The organism is Roseateles sp. P1_C6, assembly GCF_056406315.1.
The window spans coordinates 139,563-157,590 of sequence record NZ_JBFUAK010000013.1 but is presented as its reverse complement, the minus strand read 5'-3'; the positions used below and the strand labels follow the sequence as shown (position 1 = coordinate 157,590).

Genomic DNA, 18,028 nt, shown 5'->3' with positions numbered 1-18,028 from the left:
CGAGCCGCGTTGCGGCTCGGCGTCTTGTCAACCGCACCCCCGAAAGCCGTCCATGCCGCCGAACACCGTCGACACCGCCGTCAAAGACATCCGCCACCACATGGAGACGGGTTGGTTCAACCCTGTCACCCATGGCGACATCAGCAGCGTCAAGTCCATCCTGTCCAACCTCAACGCGAGCGACACGCGTGCGGTGATCGGCAAGCTCGGCGCGGGTGAGCTGCGCCAGATCGCCGACGAGATGAACGACGACTCGTGGTTTGGCAATGGCGGGCTGAGCCAGGGCGAGCGCCGCGACTTCTTCAACGAGATGGCGCGCGATCTCGGTGGCGCCGAGCTGGCCAAGCTGTCGCAGGCTTTTGACCGCACCACCGGCCGCCAGACCGCGCGCAACCGCCTGCTGGCCGACGATAACATCACCGGTCTGGCCGCCGCCGTCGGCCAGCATGGCAGTGACCAGACCAAGCTCGACTTCATCAAGCAGCTGGCGGGCGCGTCGACCGATCAGACCGCCATCGACACGATGAACGAGTCGCGCCTGCACGACCCGCAGGCCCGCGCGATCGCCGAGGTCATCGGCAGCATGGGCAACAGCCCCGCCACCGCTCAGCAGGCCTTGCAGAGCCTGCAGCCCGAGCAACGCCTGGCAGTGCTGAAATCGGCCGCCAACGAAACCATCGTCGTCGGTGGTGGCATGGGCGGCGGCGTGGGTGCTGTGCGCACGGACACCGCGGCCCTGGACAGGCTGCTCAAGGTCGCGGGCGGCATCGGCGATACCGACACCAAGGCGCGCGTGTTCGCCGACGCCGCGTCGGTCATGACGGACCTGGCCCGCCGCGGCCGGTCGGACGCCGCCGAGAACGTGCGCCGCAGCATGGGCCAGCTGCTGCTCAGCGACACTAACGGCGTGATGCGCGAGCTTGCCGCCAACCGCGAAACCGCCAACGGCTCGGCCCTGGCGTCCTACGTCAAGGCGTCGCTGAATGCCAAGGACTTCGGCACGCTGGGTGAAATCCAGGCGCAGATCTCGTTGGGCAACGGCAAGAACGAGAACCCGGTCCAGCGCTTCGAGGCCCAGGTCGCTGCGGCCAGCGGCGGCCAGCGCTTCGTCAATGCCGAGACCGCCGGCTACTACGCCGGCGCGGTGAGCGCGGCGGTCAAGGGCATTACGCAGGATGCCAAGGAGCAGGGCGACCTGATCAACGCCACGCTGAAGAGCGTGCTGACCGTCGTCGACAAGACCGTGGGCCGCGCCCACCCGGCAGTCGGCATCGGCGCCTCCGTGCTGAAGGAGTGGACGCAGTTCGGCGTCAAGGCTGCGATGGATGCCAAGATCAGCGACCAAGTCAGCGCCGACGACAAGTTGTTCTGGGCGCTGGTGCCCAGCGTCGCTTCGCGCACGCTGCCCAACGGCCGGCCGGACCTGGAGCAGGCCGCCAGCAGCGGCGCCGGCTCCGCCTTCAACGGCACCTGGATCGTGACCCGAGAGCATGCCAAACCATGAACTTCCTCCCGCAGACCCGGTACGCCGTGCGCGCCTGCTCGCCGCGCTGGGCCTGTTCGCCGCGGGGGTGCCCATGATCAGCGGCCCGAGCGCCGCCGCGCCCGTCGCGGCCTTGCCTGCCCCGCCGGCGGGCGCCGAGGCGGTGGACTGGGATCATTTCGGCGAGCCTTCGCTGTCCGCCGCGCGCCGCGCCAATGTCGCGGCCAGCCGCGAGCTGCTGCCGGCGGCCGGCTCGGGCCAGACGGTGGACACGCAGCTCTACCGCCTGCCGGGCGACGCGGGTTGGGAGCGGGTGCTGGGCCACTACCAGCAAAGCGCCGTGCCCGCCTGGAAGCCTGTCGCTGGCGCCGCTCGGGTGGACACGGGCAATCCGGCCCGACAGCAGCGCTTCACGGCCAGCGAGGATGCCGCTCAGCGCTTCGCCGTCGTCTGGCTGCCGCCGGCCGGCGACGTGCGGGACGGCCTGCTGATGGTGCTGCGCACGGTGCCGGCGCGCTGACCGACCCCGCCTGTTGCAGAAGCCACCGGGGCTCGGCCGACGGTGGCTTTTTTCCATGTGGCCGCGTGGCATGGCCGGCTCCACTACCATCCCGTTTCTCATCCGCCCCCGTTGCCGCCCCTCGATGAACCCTCTTGCCCAGCCCGGCGCCCGCTGCGCCCTGTCGGTCAACGTCAACAAGGTTGCGTTGCTGCGCAACACGCGCCACCTCGGCATCCCCAGCGTGCTGCGCGCGGCCGAGCAATGCTTGCTGGCAGGCGCCCAGGGCATCACCGTGCACCCGCGGCCGGACGAGCGCCACATCCGTTCCGGTGACGTGGACGACCTGGCCGCCTTCCTGAAGGACTGGCCGCAGGCCGAGTTCAACATCGAGGGCAACCCGACGCAGAACCTGATGGACTTCGTGCGTCGCCACCGCCCGCATCAGGTCACCTTCGTGCCGGACTCCGAAGACCAGTTCACGTCCGACCATGGCTGGACGCTGCCGGCCGATGCCGAGCGCCTGAAGCCGCTGATCCACGAAGCGCAGAGCCTGGGCGTGCGTGTCAGCCTGTTCATGGACCCCATACCCGCCGCGATGGCCGCCGTGGCCGAGCTGGGCGCCGAGCGCATCGAGCTGTACACCGAGACCTTCGCATCCGCCTTCGGCACGCCGAGCGGCGATGCGGTGCTGGCCGGCTTCACGGCGACGGCCGAGGCCGCGCTGAAGGTGGGTCTCGGCATCAATGCCGGCCATGACCTGAACCGCGACAACCTCAGCCTTTTCCTGCGCCACGTGCCGGGCGTGCAGGAGGTGTCCATCGGCCACGCACTCATCGCCGATGCGCTCGAGCTGGGCTACAGCGAGACCGTGCGCGCCTACCAGCGCGTCATCGCCACCGCCTACAGCTGACCCCGTGATCTACGGCATCGGCACCGACGTCTGCGACATCCGCCGCATCCGCGCGACGCTGGCGCGGCGCGGCGAGCGCTTCGCCGAGAAGGTGCTGGGCCCGCATGAGCTGGCGGTCTTTCGCGAGCGTCATGCCAAGGTGGCGGCGCGCGGCGAGGCCTATCTGGCGACGCGCTTCGCCGCCAAGGAGGCCTTCTCCAAGGCCATCGGGATGGGCATGCGCATGCCCATGACCTGGCGGGCGATGGAGGTCGTCAAGGCGCCCAGCGGCAAGCCCGAGATTGCGCTGCACGGCAGGCTGGCCACCTGGTTTGCCGCGCGGGCCCTGAGCGCCCATGTGACCGTCAGCGACGAGCAGGACTACGCCGTCGCCTTCGTCGTCGTCGAGCGCGTTTCCCGCTAGACGGCGCCGCGTCCGCGGCATGCGGCGTGAGTTTTCACGCGCATGTCTGTTTGCGCCGCCATTTCCCGTTTGTCCATGCATGGGCCAGCAGGCCCGGCGAAGGAGCGGGCGATGGACGCACACGTGGTTCAACAGGCGCTGGTCACGGCCGCCGTGGTGGGCGGCCTGCAATGGCTGATGAAGCGCGGCGGCCCGCGCGTCAGCGGCTGGGTCGCGGCGGTGCCCGTGACGTCCGCGCCGGCACTCTTCTGGCTCAGCCTGGAGCGGGGCGGCGGCTGGGCCGCGCAGGCGGCGACGGCGGCGCTGGTGTCGACCGGGCTGACGGCGGTGTTCGCGCTGGTCTACGGCCGTGGCTGCGTGCGGCGCTGCCCGACGGCCTGCACGGCGCTGGCGCTGCTGACTTGCACCAGCCTGGGCCTCGTCGTGCAGCCGCAGCTGCAGGACGGCCTGCTGGCGTCGGCCCTGTTCGCATTCATGGCACTCGCCTGGGCGGGCTTCGGGCTGCCGCGCATGCAGGCGGCGGCGTCGCGCCGGCCCGACCCGCGCCGCGAGCGGCGCAACCGCTGGCTGGTGATGGCCGTGGCCGCTGCGCTGACGCTGCTGACGGGTGGGCTCAGCAGCGTCGTCGGGCCGGCGGTGTGCGGCCTGGTGGCGGCGGTGCCGGTGGTGGGCATCTGCACCATCGTCTCCACCCACCAGCGCGAAGGTGCGGCGCTGACGGGTGCGCTGCTGAAGGCCTACGTCGAGGGATCGCTGGCCAAGGTGGTGTTCCTCGTCGCCCTCGCCCTGGGCCTGGGCGTGCTCGGCACGGCCTGGGCTTGGTCGCTGGCGCTGCTGGCCGCGGCGCTGGCGCTGACGGGTCAGCAGCTGGCGCTGCGGCTGTGGCTGCGCGCCAGCGCCTGAGGCCTCAGGGCTTCTTGGTTGCCGGCGCCGCCGGCTTGGACAGCGATTCGCCTTTGGACTTCATGTCCATGTCCATGTCCATGAACATCAGCCCGTTGTCGGGCATGTTCATCGTCATCTTCATGGCCATGCTGAGCTGGTTGGTCAGCGGCAGGCGGTCGGCCAGGCGCAACGAACTGCTGCCCTTGCCGCTGCCGCTGACGACGACGTTCACCGTCCTGGGCGCCGCGGCTGGCGCGGACGCGGCCTCGCCTTCGGGTGCCGACGCGGCCGCCGGTGCCGGCAGCGGCGTGGTGATGTCCATCGTCAGCTCCATGCCGAGGTCGAAATAGGCCACGCCGTGCTCCACGCGCGCCAGCGTGTAGCGCAGCTTGCTCTGCATGGCGCCGGCACCACCGGGCAGCGGCACGGGCAAGGCCATGGTCAGCGGCACCTCCACGCTGTCGCCCACCTTGAGCGGACGCTGGCTCAGTGCCTTGAACAGCTGCAGCGCCTCGCCCACCATGGCGTTGCCCTGGTTGCGGATGAAGTCGTTCAGTTCGGGCGTGCCCTCGACGCTCTGGATCTCGAAGCCGAAGTCCTGGGGGTTGAAGCGGGCGGTGAAGCCGACGTTCTGGCTCTTGTTGTTGGGTAGCGGCATGGTCTTGCCGCCCACCTCCACCTGGCCGCCGTTGCTGCCAGTGGCCACGGTCAGCGGCAGCCAACCCTGCGCGTCGGGCTGGCCGACCTTCATCGTCTGCTGCATCTGCATGGCCATCTTGACCGGCCCCATCTGCGCCACGCGCTCGGCGGCCTGGGCGATCTGGGCGCGCTGCTCGTCGGTGGCCGCGGGGCCGGCCTCGATGCGCGTCTTCATGACGGCCTTCATGTCGATCTGCTGGCGCTGGTCCTGGCCTGCGCGCGGCGTCGTGTCGAAGCTGACGGTGGCCGGTGCGGCGGGCGCGGCTTGCGCGCCAAGGTGAAGGCCGAGCAGGGCGCCGACGAGGGTCAGGCGAAGCGGTGAAACGATCACGGAGTCGACTCCAGAAGAAATGCCGCCGGGCTGGCAGCCGGGCGGCATCGTAGGTGGGCTCAAGGTGGACCGACGGCAGCGTGCTTGGGTAATTTCACCCTGAGGGCGACGGTGGGCGTCGGGATCAGCGCGCCGCTTGAAACAGCAGCCGCTCGGCCAGCTCACGGCGGGCCGGCGGCTGGGCTGCCAGGCGGTCCAGCGTCGCGATCACCGGCTCGCAGGACGCGCCGACCTGGGCCGGCGCGGCGTCCGGGGCGTCCGCCCAAAGATGCGACAGCATGCCCAGCGCAGCGGGCCCGACCGAACGGCCCAGCACCTCGATCTCGATCGCGCTCGGCGGTTTGGGCAGCCAGCGCGGCGGGGCGCCGTTGGCCGCGTCCAGCAGCCACTGCGTCTCGCGGACCTGCAAGGCCAGTGGCAGCTGCTGGCGCGTGCCCAGGTGGCCGTCGAGCAGGTCACGGCAGGCCGGGCGGGCGCGCGGCTGCGCCGGTGTGCGCAGCGCCTTCAGCTGGTCGCTGACGAGCTGCACATAGCGCCGCCGCAGCGCCGCGTCGGTGCCGCTGAGCAACGCCGGCATCTGCTGTGCCAGTGGCTGCAGCGCGGCGGCCTGCACATCCTCATCGGTGGCGCCGGCCGCACGGGCCGCCAGCATGCGCTTGGCGACCACGTCGACGGTGCCCGCGGTGCGGCGCTCCAGCGCCTCCCACACGGGGTGCATGCGCAAGGCGTCGTCGTAGTCCGCCAGGGCGGCGCCCGCGGCCGGCAGCGGGATGGCCAGCGTCCGTGGTGACGGCGCGATCAGTGCATGCGCCAGCAGTTCCTCGCGCGGCACGAACCACATGCTGTGCGACGGCGTGCGCAGCGTCGTGTCGATCATGCTCTGCGGCAGGCCCAGGTCGCGGTAGGTGCTGGCCAGCTGCTGGTTCGCCAGCTCCTCGAAGACCGGGTTGTAGGTGCCGGTGGAGGCGCGATGAAAGCCCAGCTGGCCTGTCGGGGTCAGCTGGCGCGGCTTGCCGGCCAGGAACACCAGCGTGCAGGCGCTCGCGCAGGTGCCCACGGCGCGGCTCTCGTGGCCGTGCTGCTTCAAGGCCGCGGCCATGCGCTCCGCCTCACGCACGCGGCCGCCGGGCGAGGCCAGCTCCACGCGCTTCAGGTCGCGGGCGGCCTCGCTGTCCAGCAGCGCGCGCAGGCGCTCGCCATCGCCCATGCCGATGACGCCGTCCAGGCGCAGGCTGCGCCCGTCGGCGGAGATGCTGAACTTGGCCTGCCCGAGCGGGTCGATGCCGCGCGCCATCTGCCAGAACTCACCCACGTCCGGCAAGAAGCCCAAGCACGTGAAGAGCAGCAGTTGCAGCACGCCCAGCGCCAGGAAGATGCGCGCCAGCCAGCCCCACAGCAGCGAGCCCTGGTCACGCAGGTAATTGGACGCCGACCGCCACGCGCCGATCTTGCACCAGGTGTCCAGCGCTAGCAGCAGCGGCATGCCCAGCAGCAGCACGATGGCGCTGACCTGCAGCGAATCGCCCTTGACGCTGATCCAGCTCATCAGCCCGCTCAACACCATGGCCAGCGGCGTGGCGACCAGGAAGTTGTTGATCCAGTAGCTGCGCACCAGGCTTTGTTCGCCGCGCCAGTGGCTCGCGAAATAACCCGCCTGCTGCACCGGGGCGATCGGCGCGCGGCGGCGCGTGGGCGCCGCGGTGCGCGGCCGGTGCGAGGCCTGCTGCCAGGCCGCCGGCGCCTCGGCGGGTGGGGCTTGCGGTGTCAGCCCATCGGCCGCCGCCGAGGTGGGATCGATGTAGGGACGATGGGGGCGGTCTTGGTTCATCGCTGGGCCAGGCGTCATGGACCGCCGGAAAAGAAAAAGCCGCCCGGTCGGGCAACCGGGCGGCATCGTAGAGCGCGGCAGGCTTGGGCGGCGTCAGGAGGCGCAGGTAATTTCACCCAGGCCCACCGGCGTGCCGGGTTCAGCCACGGTAGTTGTTGAGCATCGGGTAGCGCCGCGCCACCAGCGCGAACAGTGCCGCGGCCGCCAGCGCAAAGCCGGCGAAGAAGAACATCAGGCAGGCCGTCTCGCTGTAGCCGGTGGACTTGATGGCCGACAGCGCCTGCGGGCTCTTGATGCTGACGTTGGACAGCAGCACCCACAGGTTGCCCACCGTCACCGACAGGTTCCAGAAGCTCATGATCGTGCCCTTCATGGACAGCGGCGCCTGGCTGTAGGCGAACTCCAGGCCGGTGGCGGACACCAGCACCTCGCCCAGCGTCAGCAGCGCGTACGGCAGCATCTGCCAGAGGATGCTGACCGTCGTGCCCTCGTCCAGCCACAGCTGCAGCACGCCGGCGACGATCCAGGCCGCGCCGGCCAGCGCGATGCCCGCGCCCATGCGACGCAGCGCCGTCACCTGCAGGCCCGCGCGTCGCAGCAGCGGGTAAAGCACCAGATTGTTGAAGGGGATGAGGATCATCACCAGCAGCGGGTTCAGCGCCTGCATCATGGACGACTGGAACCAGGCCGGCTTGGCCATCTGGTCGGCCTGCAGCACCCAGGTCGAGGCCTTCTGGTCGAACAGCGACCAGAACGGCGTGACCAGCGCGAACAGCACCAGCACGCGCAGCACGGCGCGCACGCCGTCCACCGCTTCATCGGGATGCGCGCCGCGGGCGCGGTCCAGCTGCAGCGCCGCGCCGACGCCGCCAAAGCCCATCACCAGCACCAGCGCCAGGCAGACGGCGGCGACGAAGCCCAGGCTGGCCATCTGGCTCAGGCTGCAGGCCCCGCCGATCAGGCCCAGCGCCGCGACGCCCATGCCCAGACCGCCACCCCTGAGCGCCGTCCACACCACCTTCAGGAAGCTGTGCGGGTTGGCGCCGCGCGCCGGCTGGTGCACGTACTTCTTGCGGCCGCTCCACAGGATGACCGTGGCCAGCAGCATCAGCAGGCCCGGCAGGCCGAAGGCGACGCTGGCGCCGTAGTTCTTCAGCACGACGGGCATCAGCAGCGACGCGAAGAAGCTGCCGAAGTTGATGATCCAGTAGAAGGCGTCATAGACCTTCTGGGCCAGCGACCGGTTGCTCTTGTCGAACTGGTCGCCGACGAAGCTGGTGACCAGCGGCTTGATGCCGCCCGAGCCCAGCGAGATCAGGAACAGCCCGAAGTAGAAGCCCTTCAGGTTGTTCTCGAAGATCGAGAGGCACGCATGCCCCGCGCAGTAGACGACGCTGAACCAGAAGATCGTCGGGTACTTGCCGAAGAAGCGGTCGGCCAGCCAGCCGCCCAGCAGCGGGAAGAAATAGACGCCGATGACGAAGGTGTGGAACACCTCCTTGGCCTCGGCCTTGCGCATGTCCTCGGGAATGGCCAGCAGCAGGCTGGTCATCAGGAACACCGTCAGGATGTTGCGCATGCCGTAGAAGCTGAAGCGCTCGCATCCTTCGTTGCCGATGATGTAAGGGATCTGCGGCGGCATCTTGGCCGCGGGGCTGGCCGCGGTGGCGGCGTCTGCGGTGACAGTGGTCGTCATGTAGGCCTCGGGTCGGAGGGTAGGTCTCAAGAGAAACGCCGCGCGGCTTGTGGCCGGCGGCGTTTTGGGGGAGCGGGTCAGCGCCGTTCGATCATGCCTCGAAAGGCAGCTTCACCTGGCTCAGATCCTTGCGGGTTTCCACGAGCACCAGCGGGCCTTCGTCGACGACAACGACCGCGGCCGGCTCGCGGCCCAGCGGGGCGGGCGCGGGTTCGGCGGCGATGGCAGCCTGCACGGCGGCGATCTTGTCGGCGTCGGAGTTGACCCAGCTCAGGCCCGCGCCTTCGGCGATGGCATGCAAGTCACCGAGCGGCAGCTTGAAGGCTTCGACGACCGGGGCCGGTGCCGGTGCCGGCGGCGGCGGTGCCACCACGGTCACGGCGGCCACAGGTGCCGGCGGCTGGACGGGGGCCTGGACTGGCGCCTGGATTGGCGCCTGAGCGCCGGCCATCGCGTTCTCGATCAGCGAACCCTGGGTGGGGATGGCCTCGGCAACCCCTGCGGCGTCGTCACCGGCGGCGGCTTCCTGGCCGTCGACAGTGCCTTCCTCGCGACGGTTGCGGTTGCGATTTCGGCCACCACGGCGGCTTCGCTCGCGACCCTGGCCTTCGCCGGCGTCGTCGCCTTCGGCCAAGGGTGCTGCGTCAGCGGTCGCGGCGTCGGCAACCGCTTCGGCGGGTGCGTCAACAGTGCCTTCCGGCGCGGCTTCATCGCCGGCCGTCGCGCCTTGCTCGTCACCACGGTCGCGGCCACCACGGCGGCGGCGGCGGCCACGGCCCTGGCGCTCTTCGCCGGCCGGCGTGTCACCGGTCGGGGGCAGGCCGGCCTCGGCCTGGCTGTCGACGAAGGCGGGCGGCGCGTCATGGATGGCGGCCAGGTCTTCGCTCAACGCTGCGGCGACCGGCTGTGCGGCGACGGTCTCGACCGGCGGGCGTTCCTGGCGCTCGCCACGGGGGCGGCGCTCGCCACGTTCGGGCCGGTCACCACGCTCCTGGCGGTCCGGGCGCTCGCCGCGCTCGGCACGTTCCGCGCGCTCGGGGCGCTGCTGCTCGGGCTTGTCGCCGCCTTCGCCGCGCGGCTTGCGGTCGCCGCGCTCGGGACGATCACCGCGGTCTGCGCGTTCGCCACGCGCTTCCTGCGGCTTGCCGTCACGGCGGCCACCCTGGCCGCGTTGTTCACCACGCTCGCCACGGTCACCGCGCTCGCCGCGTTCACCACGGCGGCCACCGTCGCGGCCACGGCCGTCACGGCCACCTTCGCGCTTGGGCTTGTCGGTCGCGGCCGGTGCCGGGGCGGGGGCTTGCACGGCCGGCACGGGTGCCGGGGCGGCCTCGCCACCACCGAAGAAGCTGAACAGGCGGCTGAAGAAGCCCTTGGCCTGCGGTGCCGGCGGCGGTGGTGCGACCACGGGAGCCGGCGCGGGTGCCGCGACGGGCTCGGGCTTGGGTGCGGCCACCGGCGCGGGCTGCTCGGGCAGGATGCCCTTGATGACCGGTTCCTGCTTGTTCTTCTTGTCGCCAGCGTCGCGGCGGGTGATGCCCACCTCGTCCTGCGGCTCTTCGATCATCGTGTAGCTGGCCTGCAGGTTCTCCAGGCGCGGGTCGTCGTGGCGCAGGCGCTCCAGCTTGTAGTTGGGCGTCTCCAGGTGCTTGTTGGGCACCAGCAGCACGGTGACGCGCTGCTTCAGCTCGATCTTGGTGATCTCGGTGCGCTTCTCGTTCAGCAGGAAGGACGTCACTTCCACCGGCACCTGCACGTGCACGGCGGCGGTGTTGTCCTTCATGGCCTCTTCCTGGACCATGCGCAGGATCTGCAGCGCCGAGGACTCGGTGTCGCGGATGTGGCCGGTGCCATTGCAGCGCGGGCAGGTGATGTGGTTGCCTTCGCTCAGCGCCGGGCGCAGGCGCTGGCGGCTCATCTCCAGCAGGCCGAACTTGCTGATGGAGGCGAACTGCACGCGGGCGCGGTCCTGGCGCAGCGCATCGCGCAGGCGCTGTTCCACGTCACGGCGGTTCTTGCTCTCCTCCATGTCGATGAAGTCGACAACGATCAGGCCGCCCAGGTCGCGCAGGCGCATCTGGCGGGCGATCTCGTCGGCCGCTTCGAGGTTGGTGCGGGTGGCCGTCTCTTCGATGTCGGTGCCGCGCGTCGAGCGGGCCGAGTTGACGTCGACCGACACGAGGGCTTCGGTGTGGTCGATGACGATGGCGCCGCCCGAGGGCAGGTTCACCGTGCGGCTGAAGGCCGTCTCGATCTGGTGCTCGATCTGGAAGCGGCTGAACAGCGGCGCGTCGTCACGGTAGCGCTTCACGCGATGGCCCTGGTCGGGCATCACGTGGTTCATGAACTGGTGGGCCTGCTCGAACAAGTCGTCCGTGTCGATCAGGATCTCGCCGATGTCGGCGGTGAAGTAGTCGCGGATCGCGCGGATCACGAGCGACGACTCCTGGTAGATCAGGTAGGCGCCCTTGCCGCCCTTGGCCGCGTCGTCGATCGCGGTCCAGAGCTTGAGCATGTAGTTCAAGTCCCACTGCAGCTCGGGCGCCGTGCGGCCAATGCCGGCGGTGCGCGCGATCAGGGACATGCCCTTGGGGTACTCGAGCTGGTCGAGGTTCTCCTTGAGTTCCTCGCGGTCCTCGCCCTCGATGCGGCGCGACACGCCACCGCCGCGCGGGTTGTTGGGCATCAGCACCAGGTAGCGGCCGGCCAGCGACACGAAGGTGGTCAGCGCCGCGCCCTTGTTGCCGCGCTCTTCCTTCTCGACCTGGACCAGCAGCTCCTGGCCTTCCTTGATCGCGTCCTTGATGGTCGCGTTCTTGACGTCGGTGCCTTCGCGGAAGAACTGGCGGGAGATTTCCTTGAACGGCAGGAAGCCGTGGCGGTCCTCGCCGTAGTCGACGAAGCAGGCTTCGAGCGAGGGCTCGACCCGCGTCACGACGGCCTTGTAGATGTTGCCCTTGCGCTGCTCGCGGCCTTCGATTTCGGTCTCGAAGTCCAGCAGCTTCTGGCCATCAACGATCGCGAGGCGCCGCTCTTCCGGCTGCGTCGCATTGATCAGCATGCGTTTCATGTCATCACTCCTCACGCGCCGGGCCGGTGTGTGGGCCGCAAAACGCGCACGTCATCGCGCTGTCCGAGGACAGCTCAAGATGCACGGGCGACGGTGAAGAACCGAGGAAGGAATCGCCCTGGACCGAAAGCGCTGCCGACCGTGAGGGTCAGCGTGCAGTCGGCGTTGGCGCGTGCGCCGCAGCAGCTGTCATGCGAGCCGAGCCGCCGGCTCCCGCGCGCACCCGTCCGGCGCGGGGCCGGAACAGGGCGGCCACACCGGGATCTAGCCGGGGCCGCAGGGGTGCGTGTGGGGGGAGGGGCATGCTCATCCGCGTGGGCTGCTGGACGCTGGTGACAGCTCGCGTCGGCCTGGGCCTAAGCGCTCTGTCGCCATGGAAACCTTGTTGTCTGCGGGCGCCGTGTGCTCGGAAGCAGCGGGGCTCGCGGGTTCTTGTGTCATCGCTCTGCCGCGTCTGTCAGCGGGCCGTTCACTCACTCGGGGAGGGAACCTGCCGGCCACCGTTCGCGTTGCATCGCCTGTGGCCGCCGGGGCTTTGCCCCATCGGCCACACGTTACCGCCGCTAAAATCAAACAAATCAAATACTTACGGCAGCAACGTGGTGAAAAGGATTATAGGGGCAGCCCAAGTGCCGCCCGACACCACGCAAACCCCTGTCACGGCGCCTGCCGTGCGCCGGGTCACGGTGGACGAAGGCTCCGCCGGGCAGCGGCTGGACAACTTCCTGCTGCGCGAGCTCAAGGGCGTGCCCAAGACCCATGTCTACCGGGTCATCCGGGCGGGCGAAGTGCGGGTCAACAAGGGCCGCGCGCATGCGGACACCCGGCTGGAAATTGGTGACGAGGTGCGTATCCCGCCCGTGCGCCTGCCCGAGCGTGCGGCCCAGCCCGAGGCGCCGGCGCGCGAGTTTCCGGTGGTGTTCGAGGATGAACACCTGCTCGTCATCGACAAGCCGGCCGGCGTGGCGGTGCACGGCGGCTCCGGCGTCAGCTACGGCGTCATCGAGGCGCTGCGCCGTTCCCGGCCCACGGCCAAGTTCCTGGAGCTGGTGCACCGGCTGGACAAGGAAACCTCAGGCCTCTTGATGATCGCCAAGAAGCGCAGTGCGCTGGTCAACCTGCAGGACCAGCTGCGCGACCGCGAGACGGGCAAGACCTACGCCGCCCTGGTCTGGGGCGACTGGCCGGCCAAGCTCAAGGTCATCGACGTGCCGCTGGTGAAGTTCGTCGGCAGCGACGGCGAACGCTGGGTTCGGCCGGGCAAGGACGGCGAGGAAGAGGCCAAGCGCTCGATCAGCCTCGTCAAGGTGGTGCAGCGAGTGAATGGCTTCAGCCTGCTCGACGTGACCATCAAGACCGGCCGCACCCACCAGATCCGCGTCCACCTGCAGCAAGCCGGCCACGCCATCGTGGGCGACCCCAAGTACGGCGATTTCGAGCGCAACCGTGAGCTGGCCCGCGGGCCGGCCAAGTTCGACCGCATGTTTCTGCACGCCAAACGGCTGCGTTTCACCCACCCCGCCACCGAGGCCGAGATGACGCTGGAAGCGCCGCTGCCGCCCGAGTGTGAGAAGCTGACCAACCCATGAGACCCCAACGTTTTGACCTGATTGCCTTCGACTGGGACGGCACGCTGTTCGACTCCACCGCGCTGATCGCCCGCTGCATCCAGCGCGCCGCCGTGGACCTGGGCCTGCCGGAGCCGGAGTTCGAGCGCGCCAAGTACGTCATCGGCCTGGGCCTGCGCGACGCGCTGGAGCATGCGGTGCCCGGCCTGGCCGAGGACCGCTACCCGGAGCTGGGGCTGCGCTACCGCCATCACTACCTGGCCTCCGAGCACGAGCTGTCATTGTTCGACGGCACGCTGGCGATGCTGGAGGCGCTGAAGGCGCGCCACCACTGGCTGGCTGTCGCCACCGGCAAGAACCGCGTGGGCCTGGACCGCGTGCTGGCGTCCAGCGAGCTGGGCCATCTGTTCGATGGCAGCCGCACGGCCGACGAGACCCGCTCCAAACCGCACCCGCAAATGCTGCTGGAGCTGATGCGCGAGTTCGGTGCCGAGCCCGAGCGCACGGTGATGATCGGCGACACGACGCACGACCTGCAGCTCGCCGCCAATGCCGGCGTGCCCTGCGTCGCGGTCAGCTTCGGCGCACACGACCACGAGACCTTTGCCGAGTTCAAGCCGCTGTTCGTCGCCCACTCGACGCGCGAGCTGCATGACTGGCTGATCCAGCATGCCTGAGCAACACACCGCGCCGCTGCAGCGGCTGTGCGCCTCGGCCGAGCTGGCGGAGCGCGGCAAGGCGGTCAGCTTCGACGTCATCCAGTGGCGTGAGCCGGTGCGTGCGTTCGCGCTGCGTTTCGACGGCCAGGCCGTCGCCTACCTGAACCGCTGCGTGCATGTGCCGGCCGAGATGGACTGGCAGGAGGGCGAGTTCCTGGATGGCGACAAGCGCTTCATCATGTGCAGCATCCATGGCGCCGTCTACGACCCACTGACCGGCCAGTGCCTGATGGGCCCCTGCAACCGCGGGCGGCTGACCAAGATCGAACTGACCGAGCGCGACGGCGAGGTCTATTGGCACCCGACACGCGACACCAAACCCGCCTTCGAAGACTGACATGACGACACCTTCCGACGACACGCTGCCGCCCCCCATGCCCGAACCCGTGGGCGTGCCCCCTCTGGTGTCCCAGCACGAGCCCTTGCTGGCTCAGCTGGCGCGCGACTTCCTGCGCGAGCGGCGGCTGGAGCGGCGCTGGCGCACCGTGTTCCGGCTGTTCTGGCTCACGCTCGCGGCACTGCTGGTCTACAGCCTGTGGTTGCAGGGCCGGCATGTGACGCCGTCGGCCACGGCGCACACGGCCCTGGTCGAGGTGCGCGGCGAGATCGCCGTCGACACCGAGGCCAGCGCCGAGCTGCTGCTGGCGGCGTTGAAGGACGCCTTCAAGGATGAAGCGGCCCAGGCCGTCGTGCTGCGCATCAACTCGCCCGGCGGCAGCCCCGTTCAGGCGGGCATCGTCCACGACGAGATCAAGCGGCTGAAGAAGCAGTACGACAAGCCGGTCTATGCCGTCGTCGAGGAGATGTGCGCGTCCGGCGCCTACTACATCGCGGCGGCGGCGGACGAGATCTACGTCGACAAGGCCTCCATCGTCGGGTCCATCGGCGTGCTGATGGACGGCTTCGGCTTCACGGGGCTGATGGACAAGCTGGGCGTCGAGCGCCGCCTGCTGACCGCTGGCGAGAACAAGGGCATGCTGGACCCGTTCAGCCCGCTCAAGCCCAGGCAGCGTGAATACGCGCAAGCCATGCTGGACCAGATCCACCAGCAGTTCATTGCCGTCGTGCGCGAGGGCCGCGGCAAGCGGCTGAAGGAAACGCCGGAGACCTTCTCGGGCCTGTTCTGGAATGGTGAGCAAGCGGTCAAGCTGGGCCTGGCGGACCACTTTGGCAATCTCGACTACGTGGCCCGCGAGGTCGTCAAGGCCGAGGAAGTCATCGACTACACACCCAAGGACAACGTGGCCGAGCGCCTGGCCAAGCGCTTCGGCGCGGCCATGGGGGCGGGCGCCGTGAAGGCGCTGCGGGAGATCGCGCCGATCCGCTGACGCGCGGCGCAACGAGCACGAAAAAAGGCCGCAGCCTTTGCGGGCTGCGGCCTTGCGCGGAGCGCTGATGCGCTTACTGCGTCTTGGTTTCGGTCTTGACCGCGGCGTCGGCCTTGGCTTCGGCATGCTTCTTCGCATGCTTGTGGCCATGTTTGGCAGGCGCGCTGGCCGGGGCGGCGGGCATGGCGGCGACGGCGGGCGTGGCCGGCGTGGCGGCAGCCGTCGTGGCCGCGGCAGCGGTCACCTTGGCGGCCGGTGCGGCTGCCGGAGCAGGCGTTGCCGCCTGGGCCACGGTGGTTGCAGCCGGCGTCGCCACGGCGGCGGTGGTCTTCGCGGCGGCCGGTGCAGCGGCAGTGGCCGGTGCCGGTGCCGGGTTTTGCGCCAGGGCCACGCCAGAGGCGAGCGTGATGAGGGCGGTGGCGATGGTGGTCTTCAGCGTGTTCATCTTGAGGGCTCCAGGGTGGTTTGGGGTTTCGTTGCGGGCTTCGCGAAAGCTTGTGGGGACAACGACGCCTGCGCACTCGCGGTTGACGGTCGGTGCTTGCGTTGCAAAGCCTTACACCGGCCAGAATCGACCCTCATGAACACCGCATCCCGCTTCGACTGGACCGCCGGCTACCCCAGCCGGCGCAGCCCGCTATTCGCGCGCAACATCGTTTCCACCTCGCATCCGCTCGCCGCGCAAGCCGGCCTGCGCCTGCTGCAGGCCGGCGGCAATGCGGTGGACGCGGCCATCGCCACGGCGGCCTGCATGACGCTGTTGGAGCCCTGCAGCAACGGCCTGGGCTCGGACGCCTTCTGCATCCTGTGGGATGGGCAGCAACTGCGCGGCCTGAACGCCTCGGGGCCAGCACCCGCCGCGTGGACGCCCGAGTTCTTCAAGGGTCAGGTCATGCCCAAGCGCGGCTGGGGCTCGGTGACGGTGCCCGGCGCGGTCGGCGCCTGGGCCGCATTGAGCGAGCGCTTCGGCAAGCTGCCGTTCGCGGACCTGATGCAGCCGGCCATCGACATCGCCGAGCGCGGCTACGCCGTGCCGCCCATCGTGCAGGGCAAGTGGGCGATGGCCGCAGCGCTTCACGAACTCACATCTCAGCCCGGCTTCGCGCAGGCCTTCCTGCCGCGCGGACGCGCGCCCGACGTGGGCGAACTGTTCCGTTTCCCGGACGCGGCGCGCAGCCTGAAGCTGATTGCCGAGTCCCGTGGCGAGGCCTTCTATCGCGGCGAGATCGCGCAAGCGCTGGCCCGCTTTGCACGAGAGACCGGCGGCGCGCTGACCGAGGCTGACATGGCGGCCTACCAGCCCGAATGGGTCACGCCCTTGGCCAAGGACTTCGCCGGCCACACGCTGCACGAGATCCCGCCCAACGGCCAGGGCATCGCGGCGCAGATGGCGCTGGGGTTGCTGGAACATTGCAACGTGGCGGCGCACGCCGTCGACAGCCCCGAGGCCCAGCACTTGATGATCGAGGCGATGAAGCTGGCCTTTGCCGACGTGTACCGCTACGTGGCCGAGCCCGGTGCGATGCAGGTCAGCGCCGCGCAGCTGCTGGACCCAGGCTACCTCGCGCAACGCGCCCGGCTGATCGACCCGCGGCGCGCCCAGGTCTTCGGCGCCGGCAACCCCATCAAGGGCGGCACCATCTACCTGACCGCGGCGGACGAGTCGGGCATGATGGTCAGCTTCATCCAGAGCAACTACATGGGCTTCGGCTCGGGCCTGGTGCTGCCAGGCTACGGCGTCAGCCTGCAGAACCGCGGCCATGGCTTCACGCTGGAGCCCGGCCATGCCAACCAGGTCGCGCCCGGCAAGCGGCCCTTCCACACCATCATCCCGGCGTTCCTGACCCGGGACGGCGCGCCGGTGATGAGCTTCGGCGTCATGGGCGGCAACATGCAGCCGCAAGGCCACATGCAGACGCTGGTGCGCATGCTCTGCTACGGCCAGAACCCGCAGGCGGCGTGCGATGCGCCGCGCTGGCGCTTCAACGAAGGCCTGTCGATCAACATCGAACCGCACATGCCCGCGGTCACCATCGAGGCCTTGCGCGCGCTGGGTCACCAGATCGGCGACATCCACGACAGCTACCAGGACTTCGGCGCCGGGCAGTTCATCTGGCGGTTGGGCGAGCCAGGCGCGGAGGGCTACGTGGCCGCCAGCGACCCGCGCCGCGACGGCGCCGCCGTGGGCTGTTGACCGTGGACTTGCAGCCTCTGCGCCTGAACCCCGGCGACGACCTGCGCGGCGCGCTGGAGAGGGGCGGGCGCACCGGCTTTGTCGTCGCGGGCATGGGCAGCCTGGCCGGCGCGCAGCTGCGCTTCGCCGGCGAGCCGGAGCCGACGAGCATCGCCGGGCCGCTCGAGATCCTGACGCTGAGCGGCAGCCTGACGCCCGACGGTGCGCATCTGCATGCCAGCGTGTCAGACGCGTCGGGCCGCGTGTTCGGCGGGCATGTCTGCGCGGGCTGCGAGGTGCGCACGACCGCCGAGCTCTTGACCGCCGCCTTGCCGCCTGGTTCGCTGGCGCGCGAGTTCGACGCGGCGACGGGCTATGCCGAGCTTGCCGTTCGCGCGCCATGACCGCCGGCACGCGACACCGCCCGGCCGCG

16 protein-coding genes are annotated in these 18,028 nt (G+C 69.9%); 11 read left to right on the top strand and 5 right to left on the bottom strand.

What is annotated here, in order from left to right; all coding sequences use genetic code 11:
- Nucleotides 1–52 precede the first annotated feature (52 nt).
- The 5 genes from AC1D29_RS26425 to AC1D29_RS26405 all read left to right on the top strand — a co-directional run bounded on the left by AC1D29_RS26425 (nt 53) and on the right by AC1D29_RS26405 (nt 4,201).
- Nucleotides 53–1,504 (top strand): hypothetical protein, encoded by a 1,452-nt coding sequence (locus AC1D29_RS26425; RefSeq protein WP_477903155.1) that lies wholly within the window; start codon nt 53–55, stop codon nt 1,502–1,504.
- A complete protein-coding gene (locus AC1D29_RS26420; protein WP_477903153.1) occupies nt 1,491–2,003 on the top strand; it encodes a hypothetical protein in 513 nt (170 codons plus the stop codon). The genes AC1D29_RS26425 and AC1D29_RS26420 overlap by 14 nt, the downstream gene beginning before the upstream one ends.
- A 124-nt stretch (nt 2,004–2,127) precedes the next feature.
- Nucleotides 2,128–2,895, top strand: coding sequence for a pyridoxine 5'-phosphate synthase (locus tag AC1D29_RS26415; protein ID WP_477903151.1), 768 nt, complete (start codon nt 2,128–2,130; stop codon nt 2,893–2,895).
- 4 nt (nt 2,896–2,899) lie between these two features.
- Entirely contained in the window at nt 2,900–3,298 is a 399-nt protein-coding gene (gene acpS / locus AC1D29_RS26410) for a holo-ACP synthase (RefSeq protein WP_477903149.1), read from the top strand.
- Between the two features lie 111 nt (nt 3,299–3,409).
- Nucleotides 3,410–4,201, top strand: coding sequence for a hypothetical protein (locus tag AC1D29_RS26405; protein ID WP_477903147.1), 792 nt, complete (start codon nt 3,410–3,412; stop codon nt 4,199–4,201).
- Nucleotides 4,202–4,205: 4 nt separating this feature from the next.
- Here AC1D29_RS26405 and AC1D29_RS26400 read toward each other — a convergent pair whose 3' ends face one another.
- From AC1D29_RS26400 to AC1D29_RS26385, 4 genes are all read right to left on the bottom strand, one after another.
- Nucleotides 4,206–5,213 carry a hypothetical protein gene (locus AC1D29_RS26400; protein WP_477903145.1) on the bottom strand — a complete coding sequence of 336 codons (1,008 nt, stop codon included), beginning with the start codon at nt 5,211–5,213 and terminating at the stop codon, nt 4,206–4,208.
- Between the two features lie 124 nt (nt 5,214–5,337).
- Complete coding sequence (locus AC1D29_RS26395) at nt 5,338–7,041, bottom strand: COG3904 family protein (protein WP_477903143.1); 1,704 nt, start codon at nt 7,039–7,041, stop codon at nt 5,338–5,340.
- Between the two features lie 139 nt (nt 7,042–7,180).
- Nucleotides 7,181–8,737, bottom strand: coding sequence for a POT-type proton-dependent oligopeptide transporter (locus AC1D29_RS26390; protein WP_477903141.1), 1,557 nt, complete (start codon nt 8,735–8,737; stop codon nt 7,181–7,183).
- A 91-nt stretch (nt 8,738–8,828) separates the two neighbouring features.
- Entirely contained in the window at nt 8,829–11,807 is a 2,979-nt protein-coding gene (locus tag AC1D29_RS26385; RefSeq protein ID WP_477903139.1) for an Rne/Rng family ribonuclease, read from the bottom strand.
- A 602-nt stretch (nt 11,808–12,409) separates the two neighbouring features.
- Between AC1D29_RS26385 and AC1D29_RS26380 the strand changes: the two genes are divergently transcribed.
- From AC1D29_RS26380 to sppA, 4 genes are read left to right on the top strand one after another with little or no spacing between them, the layout of a single operon-like run.
- Complete coding sequence (locus AC1D29_RS26380; protein ID WP_477903137.1) at nt 12,410–13,396, top strand: RluA family pseudouridine synthase; 987 nt, start codon at nt 12,410–12,412, stop codon at nt 13,394–13,396.
- On the top strand, nt 13,393–14,052 hold the full coding sequence (locus tag AC1D29_RS26375; protein ID WP_477903135.1) for an HAD family hydrolase: 660 nt from the start codon (nt 13,393–13,395) through the stop codon (nt 14,050–14,052). The genes AC1D29_RS26380 and AC1D29_RS26375 overlap by 4 nt, the downstream gene beginning before the upstream one ends.
- Entirely contained in the window at nt 14,045–14,431 is a 387-nt protein-coding gene (locus AC1D29_RS26370) for a Rieske (2Fe-2S) protein (RefSeq protein WP_477903133.1), read from the top strand. The genes AC1D29_RS26375 and AC1D29_RS26370 overlap by 8 nt, the downstream gene beginning before the upstream one ends.
- 1 nt (nt 14,432) lies before the next feature.
- On the top strand, nt 14,433–15,422 hold the full coding sequence (gene sppA, locus AC1D29_RS26365) for a signal peptide peptidase SppA (protein WP_477903131.1): 990 nt from the start codon (nt 14,433–14,435) through the stop codon (nt 15,420–15,422).
- A gap of 73 nt (nt 15,423–15,495) precedes the next feature.
- Here the strand turns inward: sppA and AC1D29_RS26360 are convergent, their stop codons facing one another.
- A complete protein-coding gene (locus tag AC1D29_RS26360) occupies nt 15,496–15,867 on the bottom strand; it encodes a hypothetical protein (RefSeq protein WP_477903129.1) in 372 nt (123 codons plus the stop codon).
- A 135-nt stretch (nt 15,868–16,002) separates the two neighbouring features.
- Between AC1D29_RS26360 and AC1D29_RS26355 the strand changes: the two genes are divergently transcribed.
- Entirely contained in the window at nt 16,003–17,616 is a 1,614-nt protein-coding gene (locus AC1D29_RS26355) for a gamma-glutamyltransferase family protein (protein ID WP_477903127.1), read from the top strand.
- Nucleotides 17,617–17,618: 2 nt separating this feature from the next.
- Complete coding sequence (locus tag AC1D29_RS26350) at nt 17,619–17,999, top strand: PPC domain-containing DNA-binding protein (protein WP_477903125.1); 381 nt, start codon at nt 17,619–17,621, stop codon at nt 17,997–17,999.
- Nucleotides 18,000–18,028 lie beyond the last annotated feature (29 nt).

Bases quoted from the DNA above. Each gene is read 5' to 3' on its own strand.
- AC1D29_RS26415 (WP_477903151.1), top strand. From the start codon at position 2,128: ATGAACCCTCTTGCCCAGCCCGGCGCCCGCTGCGCCCTGTCGGTCAAC.
- AC1D29_RS26360 (WP_477903129.1), bottom strand. From the start codon at position 15,867: ATGAACACGCTGAAGACCACCATCGCCACCGCCCTCATCACGCTCGCC.
- AC1D29_RS26370 (WP_477903133.1), top strand. From the start codon at position 14,045: ATGCCTGAGCAACACACCGCGCCGCTGCAGCGGCTGTGCGCCTCGGCC.
- sppA (WP_477903131.1), top strand. From the start codon at position 14,433: ATGACGACACCTTCCGACGACACGCTGCCGCCCCCCATGCCCGAACCC.
- AC1D29_RS26385 (WP_477903139.1), bottom strand. From the start codon at position 11,807: ATGAAACGCATGCTGATCAATGCGACGCAGCCGGAAGAGCGGCGCCTC.
- AC1D29_RS26390 (WP_477903141.1), bottom strand. From the start codon at position 8,737: ATGACGACCACTGTCACCGCAGACGCCGCCACCGCGGCCAGCCCCGCG.
- AC1D29_RS26395 (WP_477903143.1), bottom strand. From the start codon at position 7,041: ATGAACCAAGACCGCCCCCATCGTCCCTACATCGATCCCACCTCGGCG.
- AC1D29_RS26420 (WP_477903153.1), top strand. From the start codon at position 1,491: ATGCCAAACCATGAACTTCCTCCCGCAGACCCGGTACGCCGTGCGCGC.
- AC1D29_RS26405 (WP_477903147.1), top strand. From the start codon at position 3,410: ATGGACGCACACGTGGTTCAACAGGCGCTGGTCACGGCCGCCGTGGTG.
- AC1D29_RS26375 (WP_477903135.1), top strand. From the start codon at position 13,393: ATGAGACCCCAACGTTTTGACCTGATTGCCTTCGACTGGGACGGCACG.
- AC1D29_RS26425 (WP_477903155.1), top strand. From the start codon at position 53: ATGCCGCCGAACACCGTCGACACCGCCGTCAAAGACATCCGCCACCAC.
- AC1D29_RS26355 (WP_477903127.1), top strand. From the start codon at position 16,003: ATGAACACCGCATCCCGCTTCGACTGGACCGCCGGCTACCCCAGCCGG.